Origin of the sequence: Pseudomonas sp. W15Feb9B (assembly GCF_000828175.1) — a bacterium.
GTDB classification, from domain to species: Bacteria; Pseudomonadota; Gammaproteobacteria; order Pseudomonadales; family Pseudomonadaceae; genus Aquipseudomonas; species Aquipseudomonas parakoreensis.
The window spans coordinates 56,115-76,023 of record NZ_JTKF01000049.1; the positions used below are offsets into that span (position 1 = coordinate 56,115).

Consider the following 19,909-nt stretch of genomic DNA (forward strand, 5'->3'; position numbering starts at 1 on the left):
TGGCTCAAGGCTTGAGCCATTTACCCTGGCTCTGGCCTTCGCAATACGGCTTCAAATACGCCATGTCTGAAGCCACGCCGTAATAGTGGATATCCTGGCGATAGGGCATATTGGCGACTTGCGCGTTGCTGCACACGCCGAACGCGCCGCTCGGGCATTGATCGACGTACTGCACCTCGACTTTCTGCCCGGCCAGGGTCGGTTGGCAGAACCCGTCGCTGAACAGCTTCTCGGGAATACTGCGGTTTTGCTGGCAAACCTTGACGTCGAGTCGCTCGCCCTGACTGTGCACAACGCAGGCTTGAGCCAAGGCTTCGCTCGACAGCGACATCAACAGCAACGACCATCCCATCCAACGCATGTCCAATCCCCTCAGAAAACGCCCAGTCATGTTGCAGAACATTCCTACCCATGTCATCGCCGGCCCTTTGGGCGCCGGCAAGACCAGTCTGATTCGCCAGCTCATGGCCCAACGGCCGGCCGGTGAGCGCTGGGCGGTGCTGATCAACGAGTTCGGTCAGATCGGCCTCGATGCTGCGTTGCTGACCCGCGATGGCGATGGTATCGCACTGGGCGAAGTCGCCGGGGGCTGTTTGTGTTGCGTCAACGGCGCGCCGTTTCAAATCGGTCTCGGCCGTTTGCTGCGCAAGGCCAGACCGGATCGGCTGTTCATCGAGCCGTCCGGGCTGGGCCATCCGGCGCAATTGCTCAAGCAGTTAGGTGAGGCGCCGTGGTTGGGTGTACTGGCGCTGCAGCCTTCTGTGTCAGTGCTGGATGCCCAGGCACTGGCCGCCGGGAAAGCGTTGCCGCCCGCTCAGCAGGACGCTTTGGGCGGCGCCGGTCTGCTGTTGCTGAACAAGGCCGAAGGCCTGGATGAGGCTGTGCGGCAGACCATCGCCGAGCGTTTGCCGGCGGTCAAATTGATCTGGACGCAGCAGGCGCAACTGTCTTTACGCGAGTTGCCGGGTGTGACGGCGCAAGCAATTGCGGGTGTGGATAACCTTGTTGTGCCGCAGGGGGCGGGACCGATTCCGGCGCTCTGGAGCGACCCGGCATCGCCGATTTGCCTGAGTCAGGCACAGGAGGGCGGTTGGAGCATCGGCTGGCGTTGGCACCCGGGGCAGACGTTCGATACGCAACGTCTGAGCCAATGGCTGCAGAGCCTGAACTGGCGGCGGGCGAAACTGGTTATCCATAGCGCCGAGGGCTGGGTCTCGGCCAATGCCGTGGATAACGCTGAACTGGATTGGCAGCCCAGTGAGTGGCGACGGGATTCGCGTATAGAGCTGATCTTTGCCGATGCGCGAAGTATCGATGCTTTGCAGTCAGGCCTGACGCAATGTCGAGTTCAAGCGGATTAGCTTACGGCTTCCACTTATTGTGTTCTTGGCGCCACTGGCTCAGTTCGATCACTTCGGCCCGTGGGCGGGTAACTTCGACCACCGGTGGCGTGTCGTCGAACGGCGCCGGGTAGGGCGCCAGTTCAATCTGAGCGCTGTGCGCGCCAAACTGGGTGATGATGCCGTTGTGCCGGGTTTCCCCAGTCACGGTGAACTCGAAGTTGTAGACCCGGGCCAGACGCCGCCGGCCGCTGACATCCTTGATCAAGCCGATTTTTTTCAACGCGACGTTACCGTCCAGCAGTTCAACGCCGACGTTGATGCAATGCTGCTTGACCCGCTCCAGCGCCCGCTCGCGCAAGCCGTGGTTGTGCCAAAGCCATGCGCCGGCAGCGGCGAACAGCATCAGCACGAAGATGTTTTCAAGGGTCAGCATCAACAGGAAACTCCAAAAGATTGGTCCAGCTTAACTGCGTCGCCGGTCTGTCGTACAGGCTGTGTTTCGTCGCATACTGCGCGGCTTGAATTTCAATCGTTTTACGGAATAACCCGAATGAAACGTACGCCTCATCTGCTCGCCATTCAGTCCCATGTGGTCTTCGGCCACGCCGGCAACAGCGCTGCGGTTTTTCCGATGCAGCGGGTCGGGGTGAATGTCTGGCCGCTCAACACGGTGCAGTTCTCCAACCATACCCAGTACGGCCAATGGGCCGGTGAAGTGCTCGCGCCGCAGCAGATCCCCGAACTGGTCGACGGCATTGCCGCCATTGGCGAACTGGGCAACTGCGACGCTGTGCTCTCCGGCTATCTGGGCAGCGCGGCGCAGGGCCGGGCGATTCTCAGTGGCGTCGAGCGCATCAAATCGGTCAATCCGAAGGCGTTGTACCTGTGTGACCCGGTGATGGGCCATCCGGAGAAAGGCTGCAGTGTACCGGCCGAAGTCAGCGACTTTCTGCTGGAAGAAGCCGCGGCGGTGGCGGACATCATGTGTCCGAACCAACTGGAGCTGGACAGCTTCTCCGGGCGCAAGCCGCAGTCGTTGTTCGATTGCCTGGCGATGGCTCGGGCGCTGCTGGCGCGCGGGCCGAAAGCGGTGCTGGTCAAGCATCTGGATTATCCGGGCAAGCCGGCGGACGGTTTCGAGATGTTGTTGGTGACCGCTGATGAAAGCTGGCACTTGCGCCGTCCGCTGCTGGCGTTTCCGCGTCAGCCGGTGGGCGTGGGCGATCTGACGTCCGGGCTGTTCCTCGCGCGGGTGCTGTTGGGCGACAGCCTGATGGCGGCGTTCGAGTTCACCGCAGCGGCGGTGCATGAAGTGCTGCTGGAGACCCAGGCGTGTGCCAGTTATGAGCTGCAACTGGTGCGGGCGCAGGACCGGATCGCGCATCCGCGGGTGAAGTTTGAGGCAACGGCGATCAGTCTGTAAGACCGCATTACGTCTATTCGCGAGCAAGCCCGCTCCCACGTTCGACTGCATTCCCATGGGAGGACTGCGATTCAATGTGGGCTTGCTCGCGAAGGCGATCTGTAAAGCGACATCATTCCAAAGGGCTGATCAGGCGTCGCCCTTGATCTCCTGATAGCGCTTTTCCAGCTCCTGGCGAATCTGCCGACGCTGCTGCGCCTGCATGTAGCGACGCTTGTCTTCGCTGTTCTGCGGTTGCAGCGGCGGCACGGGGGCCGGTTTGCGCTGGTCATCCACCGCAACCATGGTGAAGAAGCAGCTGTTGGTGTGGCGCACCGAGCGCTCGCGAATGTTCTCGGTCACCACTTTGATGCCGACTTCCATCGAGGTGTTGCCGGTGTAGTTGACCGACGCGAGGAAGGTCACCAGTTCGCCGACATGGATCGGCTCGCGGAAAATCACCTGATCCACCGACAGCGTCACCACGTAGCGGCCGGCATAGCGGCTCGCGCAGGCGTAGGCCACTTCGTCGAGGTATTTGAGCAGGGTACCGCCGTGGACATTGCCAGAGAAGTTGGCCATGTCGGGGGTCATCAATACCGTCATCGACAGTTGGGCGTTTCCGGGTTCCATAACGTTCTCACGGATCAAGGCTGGATGGCTGGACGCACCTCTGCGGGTGCCTGGTGGCTTTTTCAAAAGCACCGTTATCGGGACGCCAGACGGCTGGCTGCCGTCACGCCGCGACCGATCTGTTTCCTTATATTGCACCGCCTTCCAGCCGGAAGTCGCGGTGTTAACCTGCAAAAGGCCCTGCCCAAGGGCAATTCCTACATGAAAAGCGGATTTTTACCCAACTCGCTCAGAGCTTTTTGAAGTCTGACGGCGGGTCACGTCATACAAGGAGCCCACACCATGCATGCCATCAGCTTTATTCAGGACCTGGCAGTGATCATGTTGGTCGCAGGTGTGGTCACCGTGTTGTTTCACCGTTTCAAGCAGCCGGTGGTGCTCGGCTACATCGTCGCCGGTTTCATCATCGGCCCGCACACCCCGCCATTCGGTCTGATTCACGACGAAGAAACCATCAAGACCCTCGCCGAGCTGGGGGTGATTTTCCTGATGTTCTGCCTCGGGCTGGAGTTCAGCCTGCGCAAGTTGTTCAAGGTCGGGGCCACGGCGTTTATCGCGGCGTTCCTCGAAATTGTCCTGATGATCTGGATCGGCTATGAAATCGGCCGCTGGTTCGACTGGAACACCATGGACTCGCTGTTCCTCGGCGCAATCCTCGCCATCTCCTCGACCACTATCATCGTCAAGGCGCTCAACGACCTGAAGATGAAGAACGAGCGCTTCGCGCAGCTGATCTTCGGCGTATTGATCGTCGAGGACATCCTCGGCATCGGCATCATCGCCTTGCTGTCGAGCATCGCAGTCAGCGGCACGGTCAGTTCGGGCGAAGTGTTTTCCACGGTCGGCAAGCTGTCGCTGTTCATGATCGTCGCGTTGGTGATCGGCATTCTGCTGGTGCCGCGCCTGCTGGCGTACGTCGCCAAATTCGAAAGCAACGAGATGCTACTGATCACCGTGCTCGGCCTGTGTTTCGGTTTTTGTCTGCTGGTGGTCAAGCTCGAATACAGCATGGTGCTCGGCGCCTTCCTGATCGGCGCGATCATGGCCGAGTCGCGGCAGTTGCTGAAAATCGAGCGCCTGATCGAACCGGTTCGCGACCTGTTCAGTGCAATCTTCTTCGTCGCCATCGGCCTGATGCTCGATCCGATGATCCTGCTGCAATACGCCTGGCCGATCGCGGTAATCACCGTGGCGGTGGTGCTTGGCAAGATGTTGTCCTGCGGCCTCGGGGCGTTTATCGCCGGCAATGACGGACGCACCTCACTGCGTGTGGGGATGGGGCTGTCACAGATTGGCGAATTTTCCTTCATCATCGCCGCGCTCGGGATGACGCTGCAGGTCACCAGCAACTTTCTTTATCCCGTCGCGGTGGCGGTGTCGGTGATCACCACGCTGCTGACGCCGTACCTGATCCGCGCGGCCGATCCGCTGTCGATCAAACTCTCTGCGGCGGTACCCAAGCGCCTGGGACGAGTATTCGGCATGTACGGCGAGTGGCTGCGCAGCATTCAGCCGCAAGGCGAGGGCGCGATGCTGGCGGCGATGATCCGGCGGATTCTGTTGCAGGTCGGGGTCAACCTGGCGCTGGTGATCGCGATCTTCTTCAGCGGTGCGTTCTTTGCCGGACGGCTGTCGGAGTGGATGCAGGACTGGGTCGCTGATCCGAGCTGGCAGAAGGCGTTGATCTGGGGCGGGGCGCTGCTGCTGTCGCTGCCGTTTCTAATCGCGGCGTATCGCAAGCTCAAGGCGCTGTCGATGCTGCTGGCGGAGATGGGCGTGAAGCCGGAGATGGCTGGGCGGCACACGCAGCGAGTGCGGCGGGTGATCTCCGAAGTGATCCCGATCCTCTCGCTGCTGGTGATCTTCCTGCTGCTGGCAGCCTTGTCGGCCAGTATCCTGCCGACCAACAAGCTGTTGGTGCTGGTCGCCGTGGTGGCGGCCGCCGTGGCGGCGCTGCTCTGGCGCTGGTTCATCCGCGTGCACACGCGGATGCAGGTGGCTTTGCTGGAAACCCTCGACAACCACAAGGAATCGTCGGGGCACTGATTGCCCGGGGCGGCTGGTGAATCAGCTTTCCAGCCAGACGTCCCGCGCCCAGTGCCACACCGATTCCCAGGACTCTTCGGTGATCAGCTCTTCTTCGCCGGACCACAGCACCACGGTGCCGTCTTCTTCGACGCAGTAGTAGTTGTCGCCGTCTTGGCAGATCGGGATCAGGTCGCGCGGTACGCCAGCGTCCCAGGCGTTGGCCGCGACATCCGGCAGGTAAGTGTGCGATTGCGGGTCGGTGACGGTCACCGGCTCGAGGCTGCCGTACACCACGTCGCTGACGGTCAGCAGAAACTCTTTGAAGACGAACGGGATGTTGATGAAGAGTTCTTCTTCGATCTCCACCAACTGGTCTTCGTCGGGCAACTCCAGGGGAACCGGTACGGGTTCGTTGGCTTCGCGCAGTTGTTCGATGATTTCTTCCACGTCCGGGATCCTCTTGCTTGAATGGCGCGGTTTATATGGGCCGGTTTATACAGTAGCTCGCTATAGATGCAACCGCGAAATAGAAAACCCCGGCCTGAGCCGGGGTTTTTATTACCACATGCGTAACGCGATGGGGATCAGCCGTTCTGGCGGATACCGGCCACCAGCCAAGGCTGGTTCTCGCCCTGTGGACGTTCCATGTTCCAGCTCTCGCTGAACACTTCGCCCTGGTCGAAACGCGAGGTCTTCGACACGCCGCTGAAGGTCAGGGTGGCGATCGTCTTGTCGGCGCGATCATCCACGCCGTCCAACTGCACTTGCAGGTTGTCGATGTAGGTCGACTGGAAGCCGTCGCCCAGATCCGCACGCTCACGCTTGAGGAACTCGAGCATCTGCGGGGTCACGAACTCGGCGATCTTATCCATTTCGTTGGCGTCCCAGTGCTGCTGCAGCGACTGGAAGTGGCTGCGCGCGGCTTCAAGGAAGCGCTGTTCGTTGAACCAGGCTGGCGCGTTGATCACCGGACGAGCGGCAGCCGGAGCAGCCGAACCACCGAAGATCGAACCCATGGCAGCAGGCTTCTGTTCGAATACTTCACGCTGCATCGGCGCGCCGGCCGGTGCCAGGTGCTCCTGCTGCTTGCGTCGACGAGCGGCGATGAAGCGGAAGATCACGAACGCGATCACGGCCATGATCAGGATGTCGAAGATCTGCATGCCCTGGAAGCCGCCGCCCATGAACATGGACGCGAGCAGGCCACCGGCGGCGATACCGGCCAGAGGGCCGAGCCATTTCGAAGCGCCGCCGGCCTTGGCCGCGGCACCGGCAGCGCCGGCTGCACCAGCGGTCGCTGCTGCGCCGCCCATGCCTGGGGAAGAAGGAGCCATCTGGCTGGTCTGGTGCGTCGGCGCAGCGCCGGCACTTTTGCCACCACCAAAGCGCTTGGCGTTGGCGTCGAGGCTCATCGTCAGGCCGATGCACAACGCCATGGCGATGCTAAGAAAACGTTTCATAAAGGGAATTCCCGTTTGTGGAGACACGCGCGCCATGTTGCACAGCTGAAGTGTTACTGGCTAGCGAGAGAGTGTTTCGGGCTTTTGCCTGACAGGTTACGTTCAGCTCGGTCGAGGCAATCAGGCCATGTACTTTTGTCTGTAGGAAAATGGGATAGGTTCAGCGGGAAACTTGCTTATCGACGCAACGCCAACATCACCACACCTGCGGTGATCAAGCCGATACCGCCCCATTGGCGCAGGTCGAGTTTCTCGCCCAGCAGGATCACGCCGAGCACCGCCACCAGTACCACGCTGAGCTTGTCCACTGGCGCGACCAGCGAAGCCGGGCCGACTTTCAGCGCGCGGAAGTAGCACAGCCACGACGCGCCGGTACCCAGGCCGGACAACAGCAGGAACAGGTAGCTCTTGGCGGAAATTGATCCCAATGACTGATATTGGCCCGTCGCGTACAAAATCAAGGCCAGACTGACCAGTACCACGATAGTACGCAGCAGAGTGGCGAAGTCGGAATTGACGTTTTCGATGCCGATCTTGGCAAAGATCGCCGTCAGCGCGGCGAACGTCGCCGAGAGCAAGGCCCAGAATGTCCAGGAAGAGAAGAAGCCTGAGCCCATTGCACTGTCCTTTCCCGAATGGGTTGTAAATCAAAAAGATCGCAGCTTGCGGCAGCTCCTGCAGGGGGAGCGTGCTTGTGCAGGAGCTGCCGCTGGCTGCGATCTTTTGTACTTTTAGATAGCTTCCAGCTTGGCGTACCCCAGCATCAGCCACTTGCTGCCTTCGCTGAAATTCACCTGCACCCGTGCCTGCGCGCCGGAACCTTCGAAGTTGAGGATCACGCCGTCGCCGAAGATTGAATGGCGTACTGCCTGACCCAGGCTGAAGCCGGTTTCCGGAATCTCGCTGCCGCTGAACAGGTTGCTGCCGCTCATCGACTGGTTGCCGCCAAACGGTCGGCTGACGCTGTTCGACAAACGCACTTCCTGGATCAGCCCCTTCGGCACCTCGCGGACGAAACGCGAAACCTTGTTGTAGGTCTCGCTGCCGTACAGGCGTCGGGTTTCAGCATAGGTCATCACCAGGTTCTGCATGGCGCGGGTGATGCCGACGTAGGCCAGACGGCGTTCCTCTTCAAGGCGCCCCGGTTCTTCCAGGCTCATCTTGTGCGGGAACAGGCCTTCTTCCATGCCCACCAGGAACACGTAAGGGAATTCCAGGCCTTTGGCGCTGTGCAGGGTCATCAGTTGAATGCTGTCTTCATGCTCGTCGGCCTGAGTGTCGCCGGCTTCCAGCGACGCGTGGCCGAGGAATGCCGCCAGGGGCGTCAGCTCTTCGTCTTCTTCGGTGTTTTCGAAGTTGCGCGCGGCGCTGACCAGTTCCTCAAGGTTTTCCACCCGGGCCTGGCCTTTCTCGCCTTTTTCCGCTTCGTGATAGGCGATCAGCCCCGATTGCTCGATGACGGTCTGGGTCATCAAATGCAACGGCATCTCCATGCACTTGGCGGCGAGATTTTCGATCAGCTCGATAAACGCCCCCAAGGCGCCGGCAGCACGACCGGTCAGGCCTTTATTGGCGACCAGTTGCCGCATTGCTTCCCACATCGACACATCGCTGTGACGGGCATGGTCGCGGATCGCCTCGACGGTTTTCTCACCGATGCCACGGGCCGGGACGTTGATGACCCGCTCCAGTGCCGCATCGTTGCCGCGACCTTCCAGCAAACGCAGGTAGGCCATGGCGTTCTTGATTTCCGCGCGCTCGAAGAAGCGCTGGCCGCCATAGATGCGGTACGGAATGCGCTCGCGCAGCAAGGCTTCTTCCAAAACGCGCGATTGGGCGTTGGAGCGGTAGAGAATCGCGATATCGCTGCGAGCCAGGCCGGTTTTCAGCGCACTTTCTATGGTTTCGACAACGTAGCGTGCTTCGTCGTGTTCGTTGAACGCGGCGTACAGGTTGATCGCTTCGCCATCGCCACCGTCGGTCCACAGCTCTTTGCCGAGGCGTCCGGTGTTGTTGGCGATCAAGGCGTTGGCCGCCTTGAGGATGCCAGCGGTGGAGCGGTAGTTCTGCTCCAGGCGAATGGTTACCGAATCCGGGAAGTCGGACGAGTACTGATGAATGTTCTCGATTTTCGCCCCGCGCCAGCCGTAGATAGACTGATCGTCGTCGCCGACCACCATCAGGCTGTCACCGCCCTTGCCGAGCAGGCGCAACCAGGCGTACTGCACGGCGTTGGTGTCCTGGAACTCGTCGACGAGGATGTGGCGGAAGCGCTTTTGATAGTGCGCCAGCAGACCCGGGTGATCGCGCCACAAGTCGAGGGCGCGCAGCAGCAGTTCGGAAAAATCGATGACCCCGGCGCGCTGGCAGGCCGCCTCGTAGGCTTCATAGATGCCGCGCATGGTCGCCAGGTACAAGTCGCCGCTGGCCTGAATGTGCTGTGGGCGCAGACCTTCGTCTTTCTGCCCGTTGATGAACCATTGGGCCTGACGCGCCGGCCAGCGTTGCTCGTCCAGCCCCAGCTCGCGGATCACCCGCTTGACCAGGCGTTGCTGGTCGTCGCTGTCGAGAATCTGGAAAGTCTGGCTCAACCCGGCTTCCTGCCAGTGCGCCCGCAGCAAGCGGTGCGCCAGGCCGTGGAAGGTGCCGACCCACATCCCGGCCGGGTTGATACCCAGCAACTGCTCGATGCGATGACGCATCTCGGCAGCGGCCTTGTTGGTGAAGGTCACCGACAGAATGGAGTGGGGCGAGGCGTTTTCGACCTGGATCAACCAGGCGATACGGTGCACCAGCACTCGGGTTTTACCGGAACCGGCACCGGCCAGGACCAACTGACGGCCAACGGGGGCTGCTACGGCCTGGCGTTGGGCATCGTTGAGGGAGTTCAGCAGAAGGGAGAGATCATCGCGCATCGGGGCATTCTAGGGTGCGCCGCAGGCCCGGGCAAACCGAGCTTTGCATTAGCCGATGAAAGTGCCGCCGATGACGACCGGTCGGTCACTGGCTACAGGCTTCGGCCCGCCTCGCTTTGCGGGTTTTGCCGGTGATCGGACGGGAAAAGTTTCCGGCAAATTATGATCTGGAGCAGTTTGGCAACGGGGTCTGCTTGTGTATGCTCCGTCCACGTTTCGGGCCCAATGCTCACTCTTATAAGAACAACAACATTGCACAAGACCCTCAGCTCAGACCTGTCGGGCCCCTCTGTGGAACCCCGGGTCATTCGCAAGCATTACGCCGTCGAAATGGCGGTCGAACGCACGCGCCTGCTGTATCAGGGCTCGCTGCTGCCGACGATGTTCATGTTACTCAATGGTCTGGTCTGCGCCGCTTTGCTCTGGAGCCCGCAGCGCTATTTCGTGGTCAGCATCTGGCTGGTCTGGTTGTTGTCGCTGGTGGCACTGCGGGTGATTCAGGTCGCCGCGTTCGATTCGGCGATCCCGGACCGTCAGGCCCAGCCGATCTGGTTCCGCATGTTCCTGCTCGGCTCGACCATGACCGGCCTGACGCTGGCTGGCGCCGGCATCGCGCTGGTGCCCGCCGACAACTTCATGCAGCAAGCCTGGGTGTTCGGCCTGATCGGCGCCGCGACCTTGTCGGCCAGCGTTGCTTATGCCGTCAGCCTGCCGGCGTTTCTGTCCTTTACCTTACCGTGCCTGCTGCCAGCGATCGGCTACCTGTTCTGGGGCGGCGACGAACAGGCACGCGGCTGGGGCTGGCTCGGGCTGATTCTGCTCGGCTCACTGAGTGTGGTGGCATGGCAGGTCAATCGGCTGATCGACCGCGGCTTGCTGCGGCGTTTTCAGAACCAGCACCTGATCGAGCACCTGCAGCAGGCGCAGAACCGCAGCGAGCAGCTCAATCAGGCGCTGGCCAAAGAGATCGAACAGCGGCGCTGCGCCGAGGGCCAATTGCGTGAGGCGCAGGTCGAGCTGGAAGACCGGGTGGCGCAGCGCAGCCGCGAACTGGACGTGGCCAACCAGGCGCTGAGCAAAAGCGAAGCCCGGCTGGCCCTGGCGTTGAAGGCCAGTGAACTGGGGCTGTGGGACTGGAATCTGCAAACCGACGAAGTCCATCACACGCAGATTCAGGAGCTGTTCGGCCTCGCGCCTGAATATGTCACGGCGATCCTGCGCGACCTCAAGCCACGCCTGCACCCCGAGGATGTGCCCGGACTCAAGCAGGCGCTGATCGAACACCTGAAAGGGCGCTCCGAGGACTATCAGATCGAATACCGCGTACGGCACGGTGACGGCCATTGGGTATGGATCGAAGACCGCGGCCGCGCTGTGGAGCGCAGTGACAGTGGCCGGGTGATCCGCATGGTCGGTACCCGGCGCGACATCAGCGCGAGCAAAAGCCTTGAAGAACAGCAGCGACTGGCGGCCACGGTGTTCGAAGCGGCCAGCGAAGGCATCGTCATTCTCGACCCGAACTACGCGCTGATCGCGATCAATCAGGCGTTCAGCCGGGTCACCGGTTATGACATCGAAGACATGCTCGGGCGTAATGTCGTCGAGCTGCCGTGCAGTCGTGATGCGCGGCGACATTACGTTTCGATCCGCCACGCGCTGGAGCAGCACGGCAGCTGGCAGGGCGAACTGGTGGAAACCCGCAAGAACGGCGAGCTGTATCCGCAGTGGCTGCAACTCAATGCGGTGCGCGACAGTCGGGGAAATGTCAGCCATATCGTCGGCTTCTTCGCCGATCTTTCCGCGCGACGCGAATCCGAGGAGCGTATGCGCTTCCTGACGCATTACGATGAGCTGACCGGGCTGGCCAATCGTTCGCTGTTCCGCGAGCGCCTGCACGAAGCCCATCAGCGCGTGCGTCAGGGCGGCCGGCGCAGTCTGGCGCTGCTGCACATCAATCTCGATCGCTTCAAGCTGCTCAACGACAGCCTCGGTCACGAGGTTGCGGACCAACTGCTGCAGAAAATGGCCCGACGCCTGGTCAATGCATTGCCGGAGGCTGACACCATCGCGCGACTGTCCGGTGACGAGTTTGCGGTGCTGTTCGATGCTTACGGCAACCTGTCGAGCCTGGCACGGGTCGCCACGCGGCTGTCGAGCAAGCTGCGCCTGCCGTTGACGGTCGAAGGGCATGAACTGGTGGTCAGTGCCTCGATGGGCATCAGCATGCTGCCGGACAACGCCCGAGAGATTTCCGCGCTGGTCAGTCAGTCGAACATGGCCATGCAACACGCCAAGCACCTGGGCGGCAACAATTTTCAGTTCTATACCGACAGCTTGCAGGCCAGCACCCTTGAACGTCTGCAACTGGAGAACCAGTTGCGCAAAGCCATCGAAGACAAGCAACTCAAGGTGTTCTACCAGCCGAAGCTGTGCCTGCAGACCGGGCGTCTGAATGCGGCGGAGGCGCTGGTGCGCTGGGATCATCCGACCATGGGCCGGGTGCCGCCGGGGGACTTCATCGGCCTGGCCGAGGAAACCGGACTGATCGGCCCGATCGGCGAATTCGTGCTGCGCCAGGCCTGCTGGCAGGCGTGCGAATGGCAGCGTCAGGGGCTGGCGCCGATTCGGGTATCGGTGAACCTGTCGGTGCATCAACTGCGGCAGGGCAAACTGGTCAGTCTGGTGCGCCAGGTGCTGGAGGAAACCGGGCTGGCGCCGCACTACCTCGAACTGGAACTCACCGAGAGTCAGCTGCTGGACAGCGTCGAACACATCATCGCGACCTTTCAGCAATTACGCGATCTGGGGGTGAAGCTGGCGATCGATGACTTCGGCACCGGCTATTCGTCGCTGAGTTACCTCAAACGGATTCCGGTGGATTATGTGAAGATCGATCAGGCATTCATTCGTGGGCTGGGGCAGGGAAGTGAGGATGCGGCGATCACCCGGGCGATCATCGCCATGGCTCACGGGCTGTCGTTAAAAGTGGTGGCCGAAGGTGTCGAGCGGCAAGAGCAGCTGGATTTCTTACGCGTCGAGTGCTGCGACGAAGTGCAGGGTTATCTGATCAGTCGTCCGGTGGAGGCCGACCGTCTGGCCGGGCTGTTGCGCGAACAGGAAAAACCGCTTTAAGGGCTACATGCACTCCATCGCGCCTGATATGGGGACATGGAGTTACGCATTGAGCAGGCAAAAAGCCAATTCATGTAGTATAACTACAAGCGTGCTACATCCTTGCCCATAAGAAGAGTCCAGCCCCTTGAATCTGCTGCAACACATCGCCCAGTCACGTCACCTGTTACGCAAGTCGGAGCTCAAGGTCGCCGACCACGTGCTGCTTGACCCTGCGGCGGTGATGCACAGTTCCATGGCCGACCTGGCCCACAGCGTCGGCATCAGCGAACCGACCATCGTGCGCTTCTGCCGGGCCATTGGCTGCTCCGGGTTTCAGGATCTCAAGCTCAAACTGGCGCAGAGCCTGGCCGCCGGTGCCAGCTTCGGCCAGTTCGCGATCCATGAAGACGACTCGGTCGCCGACTACAGCCTGAAAATTTTCGACACCACATTGCATACGCTGATGGAGGTTCGCGAGAAGCTCGATCCGGTGGAATTGCAGCGTGCCGTGACGCTGATGTCCCAGGCGCAGCGCGTCGAGTTCTACGGCTTTGGTGCGTCGGGCGCGGTGGCGGCGGATGCGCAGCACAAGTTCTTCCGTCTGCTGCTGACCGCTGCGGCGTATTCCGACCCGCACATGCAGGCGATGTCGGCGGTGACCTTGAAGCCGACCGACGTGGCGATCTGCATTTCCCAGTCCGGGCGTTCCAAGGATCTGCTGATCACTGCCAACCTGGTGCGCGAGAGCGGCGCCTCGCTGATCACTTTGTGCCCGAGTCAGACACCGTTGGCCGAGCTGTCGACGGTTAACCTGGCAATCGATGTACACGAAGACACCGAGATCTACACACCGCTGACCTCGCGCATTGCGCATCTGGTGGTGATCGACGTGCTGGCGATGGGCGTGGCGATGGCGCGTGGGCCGAGTCTGGTTAACCACCTGAAGAGCGTTAAGCGCAGCCTGCGCAGCTTGCGGCTGTCCCCCAAGGCCGTGAAAGCTCTGGACGACTGAAGCCTGCTTTTGTGGCGAGGGAGCTTGCTCCCGATGGGGCGTGCAGCGGCCCTGAAAGGCCGGGCCTGCTTCGCAGTCCAGCGGGAACAAGCTCCCTCGCCACAATGAAACGCAATTTGCAAAGTTTCATCGCACTGTCATCCCCGCGCAGCCAAACCGTCATCCCCCACGCCTATCGTGAAACTCCCGTACTCGCCTTGGGAGACTCGAAATGGCTCAGCCCTACGAAGAACGCAACAGCGCCGCGAAAACCCGTCGTCAGCAGGAAGACCAGCGTCGCATGGAATTCCGTCGCGCCATCGAAGATCGCTTCGAACTCCGTCAGCTTCAGAGCGAAATCAGCGATTTTCCCGAGGACATCGAACTCAACTACTGGCAGGCCGCACCGGCAGTTTCCCGTCGAAGCGCTCAACCAGCGCGCTGATCTGCACCCGCTCGCTGCGGATAAACGCCAGGAAGGCATGCGCCACCGGTGACAGCCGTTTGGCCTTGGCTTGCACCAGACACCAGCTGCGAAACAGCGGCAACTCTTCGACCGGCAGCTCCACCAGGCCGCCGGTCGCCAGTTCCAGGTTCAGGGCATGGCGGGTCAACAGCGCCAGGCCCAGACCCGCCACGACGCATTCACGTTGAGCTTCGGCCGAGGCCACTTCCTGAGTCTGGGTGAAGTGCACGCGTTTCTCTTTGAAATACTCTTCACAGGCCAATCGCGTACCTGAACCCGGTTCGCGGATCAGCAGCGTGTAAGGCTCAAGATCCTGCAGACGCAGCGGCCCCATGTGCGCCAGCGGATGGTCCGGGCGCGCCACGGCGACAATCGGGTTGTTCAGAAACGGCAGAAACTCCAGACCCATGTCCTGCGGCACCATCGACATGATCACCAGATCATCGCGGTTGTCCGAGAGGCGGCGAATCACCTGGCCGCGGTTGACCACAGTCAGCTGCAGGTTCACTTCCGGGTGCTGGCGCTTGAACGCGGCGAACAGGTGCGGCACGAAGTATTTGGCACTGGATTCCACGGCCAGCTTCAACTGGCCTTGCAGCGAGCCCTGCATGTCCGACAGCTGCATGTCGAGGTTTTCCAGGCGGCCGAAGATGTCCCGGCTGGCACGCTGCAGGGCTTCGGCGGCCTCGGTCATGTAGAGTTTTTTGCCGACGTAATCGAATAATGGCTGGCCGATCAGCTCTTCCAGCTGACGAATCTGTAGGCTCACGGCGGGTTGTGTCAGAGACATTTCATCGGCGGCGCGGCTGTAGGAGCGTAAATCACACACTTCGTTGAAGATCTGCAATTGGCGTAATGTCATACGCATCAAGGACTTACGCATTTTTTATAGGCTCTGGCTACAGGCTGATGGTTTAACTATAAGTCTTTGCTTATGCCTGACCCAATTTTTATTCATTTTTGTTAATCCCTTGCGAGCGCTAGTGTGGGGCTGCGACTAAATTGAAACATTTAGTCACGCGTCGACCTGGGTCTAGCAGGTCGTGGTGCCACCGGCTCAAGGGAACCTCCAAGTGATAACAAAGATCCTGATCGCCAACCGTGGTGAGATTGCCGTACGAATCGTGCGAGCCTGCGCCGAAATGGGCATTCGCTCGGTTGCGATTTTTTCCGACGCCGACCGCCATGCCTTGCATGTGAAGCGCGCGGACGAAGCCCACAGCATTGGTGCCGAGCCTCTGGCCGGTTATCTGAACCCGCGCAAGCTGGTGAACCTGGCGGTGGAAACCGGTTGCGATGCATTGCATCCCGGTTACGGCTTCCTGTCGGAAAATGCCGAGCTGGCAGACATTTGCGCCGAACGCGGAATCAAGTTCATTGGCCCGTCGGCGGAAGTCATTCGCCGCATGGGCGACAAGACCGAAGCCCGGCGCAGCATGATCAAGGCCGGCGTCCCCGTCACCCCAGGCACCGAAGGCAACGTCTCCGGTATCGAAGAAGCCCTGGCCGAAGGCGACCGCATCGGTTACCCGGTGATGCTCAAGGCTACCTCTGGTGGTGGCGGGCGCGGCATCCGTCGCTGCAACAGCCGCGAAGAACTCGAACAGAATTTCCCTCGGGTGATTTCCGAAGCGACCAAGGCTTTCGGTTCGGCGGAAGTGTTCCTGGAAAAATGCATCGTCAACCCGAAACACATCGAAGCGCAGATCCTCGGCGACAGCTTCGGCAACGTCGTGCACTTGTTCGAGCGTGACTGCTCGATCCAGCGCCGCAACCAGAAGCTGATCGAGATCGCCCCGAGCCCGCAACTGACCCCGGAACAGCGCGCCTACATCGGCGACCTGTCGGTGCGTGCGGCCAAGGCTGTGGGCTACGAGAACGCCGGTACCGTGGAGTTTCTGCTCGCCGAGGGCGAGGTGTACTTCATGGAGATGAACACCCGGGTGCAGGTGGAGCACACCATCACCGAAGAAATCACCGGGATCGACATCGTCCGCGAACAGATCCGCATCGCCTCCGGCCTGCCGCTGTCGGTGAAACAGGAAGACATCCAGCACCGTGGTTTCGCGCTGCAGTTCCGCATCAACGCCGAAGACCCGAAAAACAACTTCCTGCCGAGCTTCGGCAAGATCACCCGTTACTACGCTCCCGGCGGCCCGGGCGTACGCACCGACACGGCGATCTATACCGGTTACACCATTCCGCCGTTCTACGATTCGATGTGCCTGAAACTGGTGGTCTGGGCGCTGACCTGGGAAGAGGCGATGGACCGTGGCCTGCGGGCGCTGGACGACATGCGCCTGCAAGGCGTGAAGACTACCGCCGCCTACTACCAGGAAATCCTGCGCAATCCGGAATTCCGTAGCGGCCAGTTCAATACCAGCTTCGTTGAAAGCCACCCTGAACTGACCAACTACTCGATCAAGCGCAAACCCGAAGAGCTGGCCCTGGCCATCGCCGCCGCCATCGCCGCCCACGCAGGCCTGTGAGGAATATAAGAATGAGCAAGAAGATCTTTGTCACCGACACCATCCTGCGCGACGCTCACCAATCGCTGCTCGCCACCCGTATGCGCACCGAAGACATGCTGCCGATCTGCGACAAGCTCGACAAAGTCGGCTATTGGTCGCTGGAATGCTGGGGCGGTGCGACGTTCGACGCCTGCGTACGCTTTCTGAAAGAAGACCCGTGGGAGCGTCTGCGCCAACTGCGCGCCGCGCTGCCCAACACCCGCCTGCAAATGCTTCTGCGCGGGCAGAACCTGCTCGGCTACCGCCACTACAGCGATGACGTGGTCAAAGCCTTTGTCGCCAAGGCCGCGGTCAATGGCATCGACGTATTCCGCATCTTCGACGCAATGAACGATGTGCGAAACCTGCGCGTGGCCATCGAAGCGGTGAAAGCTGCCGGCAAACATGCGCAAGGCACTATCGCCTACACCACCAGTCCGGTGCACACCATCGACGCGTTCGTGGCGCAGGCCAAGCAGATGGAAGCCATGGGTTGCGACTCGGTGGCGATCAAGGACATGGCCGGTCTGCTGACCCCGTACGCCACCGGTGAACTGGTCCGCGCCTTGAAGGCCGAGCAATCGCTGCCAGTGTTCATCCACTCGCATGACACGGCTGGTCTGGCTGCGATGTGCCAATTGAAAGCCATTGAAAACGGCGCCGATCACATCGACACGGCGATCTCCAGCTTCGCCTCGGGCACCAGTCATCCGGGCACCGAGTCGATGGTTGCTGCGCTCAAAGGCACCGAGTACGACACCGGTCTGAACCTGGAGCTGCTGCAGGAAATCGGTCTGTACTTCTACGCCGTACGCAAGAAGTATCACCAGTTCGAAAGCGAATTCACCGCCGTCGACACCCGCGTGCAAGTCAACCAGGTGCCGGGCGGGATGATCTCCAACCTTGCCAACCAGTTGAAAGAGCAGGGCGCGCTGAACCGCATGGCCGAAGTGCTGGCGGAAATCCCGCGGGTGCGTGAAGACCTTGGCTTCCCGCCGCTGGTGACTCCGACTTCGCAGATCGTCGGCACTCAGGCGTTCTTCAACGTGCTGGCCGGCGAGCGTTACAAGACCATCACCAACGAAGTGAAGCTGTACCTGCAAGGCGGCTACGGCAAGGCGCCGGGCGTGGTCAACGAGAAGTTGCGTCGTCAGGCCATCGGCAGCGAAGAGGTGATCGACGTACGTCCGGCCGATCTGCTCAAGCCGGAAATGACCAAGCTGCGTGCCGACATCGGCGCACTGGCCAAGTCCGAAGAAGACGTGCTGACTTTCGCCATGTTCCCGGACATCGGGCGCAAGTTCCTCGAAGAGCGTGCCGCCGGCACCCTGGTTCCGGAAGTGCTGTTGCCGATCCCTGAGGCCGGCGGTGTGACGAAGGCTGGCGGCGAAGGCGTGCCGACCGAGTTCGTCATCGACGTCCACGGCGAAACCTACCGCGTCGACATCACTGGTGTCGGCGTGAAGGCCGAAGGCAAGCGTCACTTCTACCTGTCCATCGACGGCATGCCGGAAGAAGTGGTGTTCGAACCGCTCAACGAATTCGTCGGCGGTGGCAGCAGCAAACGCAAGCAGGCGTCGGCACCGGGCCATGTCAGCACCACCATGCCAGGCAACATCGTCGATGTGCTGGTCAAGGAGGGCGACACCGTCAAGGCTGGCCAGGCTGTATTGATCACCGAAGCGATGAAGATGGAAACCGAAGTCCAGGCAGCGATTGCCGGCAAGGTCACCGCCATTCATGTGGCCAAGGGCGACCGGGTCAACCCGGGCGAAATCCTGATCGAGATCGAAGGCTGAGATAACCGCCGCGATCCAACGCTTTAAACCTCGGGGGGGCATGTGCTCCCCTTTTTTTTCGCCTGCAATATGCCGTTCTCTGTCGGAGCTGTCGCAAGCCCGAGCCTGCGGCAGCTCCTACACGTAGCGTTGTGTCAGAACGCCATGCGCCACTGGCCTGTCACGCCGTAACTGCGGCTGTCGTTGCCGGCCTCGCCGCTGAGGCCAATGCCCAGAGTGTTACGGGCGGACAGCGTCAGATCCAGACCTGCATCCAGCGTGAAGCTGTTGCGATCCATCTCGGCGCCAGTGACTTCAAAGCTTCTGCCACCCTTGACCAGGTGCTGGCGCGTTACGTTGTCCAGATCGCCGTAGGTGTGTTTCACGCTCGCGCTCAGGCGCGGCGTCAACTGCATACCGTTGGACAGTTGGTTGGTGCTCGTCAGGCGCAGGCCGAGGGTGCTGCTCGGATTCGCTTGGGTCTGACCCTGAACCTTGAGCGCCGCATCGCCACCTTTCTCGGTGTAGCCGTCACGTTGATAGCGTTGATAACCGACGCTGGCGAACGGCTCGATGCTGACGTTGCCACGACCGAGGTTGTAGCCGACTTCGGCAAAGGCGTGCTGGGTGCTGGCGTCATAGCGGCTCTTGAGCCGATCGCTGAAACCATTGAAGGCGACGCGACGTTTGCCGCTGCCGTCATGGCTGCCGTACGAGGCGCCCAAGCGCAAGGCGAACGGGCCATCCTGACGCAGCGCGTAGGCGCCGAGGTGCCAGCTGTCGAGATCACCGTCGAACTGTTGGGCATCGAAGCGGGTTTGCGCTTTTGCACCCATCAGGCCGACATGCCATTGTTCGTCGATTCGCCAGTCGGCCCCCATGACCAGACCTTGGGTGGAATGCTTCAGAACACTGGCGGCGTCACGATCAACCTGGCCGCCATGCCCCAGTGCTTGCAGCCAGACCCGCCCGTTGCCTTCGCCACCAGCCGCTCGGCGCGGTGCATTCCCTGAGCTCTGCGCGCCATTGCCGCTGTCCAGTTGATGCATGGCCGAAAGCATGCTGGCGCTGAGCGGATTGACGCTGCTCAGTGTGGCTTTGGCGAGGTTGGCGTAACTGCCGGCGGCGAGTTGTTCGAGAGCCAGGCTGGCCGTCGGCTTGCTGGAGCCGAGCAGGGCCGTGACGGCAGTATTTTGAGGTGTGGCCGCGCTGATGGCTTTGCTTGTCTGGCGAAGTGCCTCAGGCTCTTGAGGTTGCTGAGGTTGCTGA

General features: G+C 61.1%; 17 protein-coding genes. 8 read left to right on the forward strand and 9 right to left on the reverse strand.

Translation table 11 applies throughout. The features are described from left to right. Positions 1-4: 4 nt before the first annotated feature. Positions 5-361 carry a hypothetical protein gene (locus OC71_RS23320; protein ID WP_041073847.1) on the reverse strand — a complete coding sequence of 119 codons (357 nt, stop codon included), beginning with the start codon at positions 359-361 and terminating at the stop codon, positions 5-7. 28 nt (positions 362-389) lie between these two features. Between OC71_RS23320 and OC71_RS23325 the strand changes: the two genes are divergently transcribed. Continuing rightward, positions 390-1,361, forward strand: a complete 972-nt coding sequence (locus OC71_RS23325; RefSeq protein WP_041073849.1) for a GTP-binding protein — start codon at positions 390-392, stop codon at positions 1,359-1,361. Between the two features lies 1 nt (position 1,362). On the opposite strand, the gene OC71_RS23330 is transcribed toward OC71_RS23325, so the two are convergent. Next, the gene (locus OC71_RS23330) at positions 1,363-1,776 is read right to left on the reverse strand and encodes a DUF3301 domain-containing protein (protein ID WP_041073850.1); all 414 of its coding nucleotides are present in this window, start codon (positions 1,774-1,776) and stop codon (positions 1,363-1,365) included. Between the two features lie 117 nt (positions 1,777-1,893). Here OC71_RS23330 and pdxY point away from each other — a divergent pair, with 117 nt between their 5' ends. Continuing rightward, positions 1,894-2,766, forward strand: a complete 873-nt coding sequence (gene pdxY, locus OC71_RS23335) for a pyridoxal kinase PdxY (protein ID WP_041073852.1) — start codon at positions 1,894-1,896, stop codon at positions 2,764-2,766. A gap of 129 nt (positions 2,767-2,895) precedes the next feature. Here the strand turns inward: pdxY and OC71_RS23340 are convergent, their stop codons facing one another. Beyond that, entirely contained in the window at positions 2,896-3,378 is a 483-nt protein-coding gene (locus OC71_RS23340) for an acyl-CoA thioesterase (protein ID WP_041073853.1), read from the reverse strand. Between the two features lie 282 nt (positions 3,379-3,660). Here OC71_RS23340 and OC71_RS23345 point away from each other — a divergent pair, with 282 nt between their 5' ends. Next, the gene (locus OC71_RS23345) at positions 3,661-5,424 is read left to right on the forward strand and encodes a cation:proton antiporter (protein ID WP_041073855.1); all 1,764 of its coding nucleotides are present in this window, start codon (positions 3,661-3,663) and stop codon (positions 5,422-5,424) included. A gap of 21 nt (positions 5,425-5,445) precedes the next feature. On the opposite strand, the gene OC71_RS23350 is transcribed toward OC71_RS23345, so the two are convergent. From OC71_RS23350 to uvrD, 4 genes are all read right to left on the reverse strand, one after another. After that, on the reverse strand, positions 5,446-5,853 hold the full coding sequence (locus tag OC71_RS23350) for an SMI1/KNR4 family protein (RefSeq protein ID WP_024164487.1): 408 nt from the start codon (positions 5,851-5,853) through the stop codon (positions 5,446-5,448). Between the two features lie 137 nt (positions 5,854-5,990). Continuing rightward, the gene (locus OC71_RS23355; protein WP_041073858.1) at positions 5,991-6,866 is read right to left on the reverse strand and encodes a Tim44 domain-containing protein; all 876 of its coding nucleotides are present in this window, start codon (positions 6,864-6,866) and stop codon (positions 5,991-5,993) included. Between the two features lie 176 nt (positions 6,867-7,042). Next, positions 7,043-7,483, reverse strand: a complete 441-nt coding sequence (locus OC71_RS23360; RefSeq protein ID WP_027610340.1) for an EamA family transporter — start codon at positions 7,481-7,483, stop codon at positions 7,043-7,045. Between the two features lie 114 nt (positions 7,484-7,597). Next, the gene (uvrD, locus tag OC71_RS23365) at positions 7,598-9,781 is read right to left on the reverse strand and encodes a DNA helicase II (RefSeq protein WP_041073860.1); all 2,184 of its coding nucleotides are present in this window, start codon (positions 9,779-9,781) and stop codon (positions 7,598-7,600) included. Positions 9,782-10,006: 225 nt separating this feature from the next. Here uvrD and OC71_RS23370 point away from each other — a divergent pair, with 225 nt between their 5' ends. The 3 genes from OC71_RS23370 (at position 10,007) to OC71_RS23380 (ending at position 14,331) form a co-directional block, all read left to right on the forward strand. Continuing rightward, the gene (locus tag OC71_RS23370; protein ID WP_052510615.1) at positions 10,007-12,913 is read left to right on the forward strand and encodes a GGDEF domain-containing phosphodiesterase; all 2,907 of its coding nucleotides are present in this window, start codon (positions 10,007-10,009) and stop codon (positions 12,911-12,913) included. Between the two features lie 127 nt (positions 12,914-13,040). Further along, positions 13,041-13,907, forward strand: coding sequence for a transcriptional regulator HexR (gene hexR / locus OC71_RS23375; protein ID WP_007962240.1), 867 nt, complete (start codon positions 13,041-13,043; stop codon positions 13,905-13,907). A 211-nt stretch (positions 13,908-14,118) separates the two neighbouring features. Beyond that, entirely contained in the window at positions 14,119-14,331 is a 213-nt protein-coding gene (locus OC71_RS23380) for a PA3496 family putative envelope integrity protein (RefSeq protein ID WP_025112635.1), read from the forward strand. Here the strand turns inward: OC71_RS23380 and OC71_RS23385 are convergent. Further along, positions 14,273-15,235 carry a LysR family transcriptional regulator gene (locus OC71_RS23385; protein WP_041073865.1) on the reverse strand — a complete coding sequence of 321 codons (963 nt, stop codon included), beginning with the start codon at positions 15,233-15,235 and terminating at the stop codon, positions 14,273-14,275. The genes OC71_RS23380 and OC71_RS23385 overlap by 59 nt on opposite strands. 190 nt (positions 15,236-15,425) lie before the next feature. Here OC71_RS23385 and OC71_RS23390 point away from each other — a divergent pair, with 190 nt between their 5' ends. Both OC71_RS23390 and oadA read left to right on the forward strand, forming a co-directional pair. After that, a complete protein-coding gene (locus OC71_RS23390) occupies positions 15,426-16,841 on the forward strand; it encodes an acetyl-CoA carboxylase biotin carboxylase subunit (RefSeq protein ID WP_041073867.1) in 1,416 nt (471 codons plus the stop codon). 11 nt (positions 16,842-16,852) lie between these two features. Then, a complete protein-coding gene (oadA, locus tag OC71_RS23395; protein ID WP_041073869.1) occupies positions 16,853-18,661 on the forward strand; it encodes a sodium-extruding oxaloacetate decarboxylase subunit alpha in 1,809 nt (602 codons plus the stop codon). Positions 18,662-18,795: 134 nt separating this feature from the next. Here the strand turns inward: oadA and OC71_RS23400 are convergent. Beyond that, positions 18,796-19,909, reverse strand: a 1,114-nt coding sequence (locus OC71_RS23400) for an autotransporter domain-containing protein (protein WP_041073871.1), incomplete at its 5' end; no start/stop codon positions are given.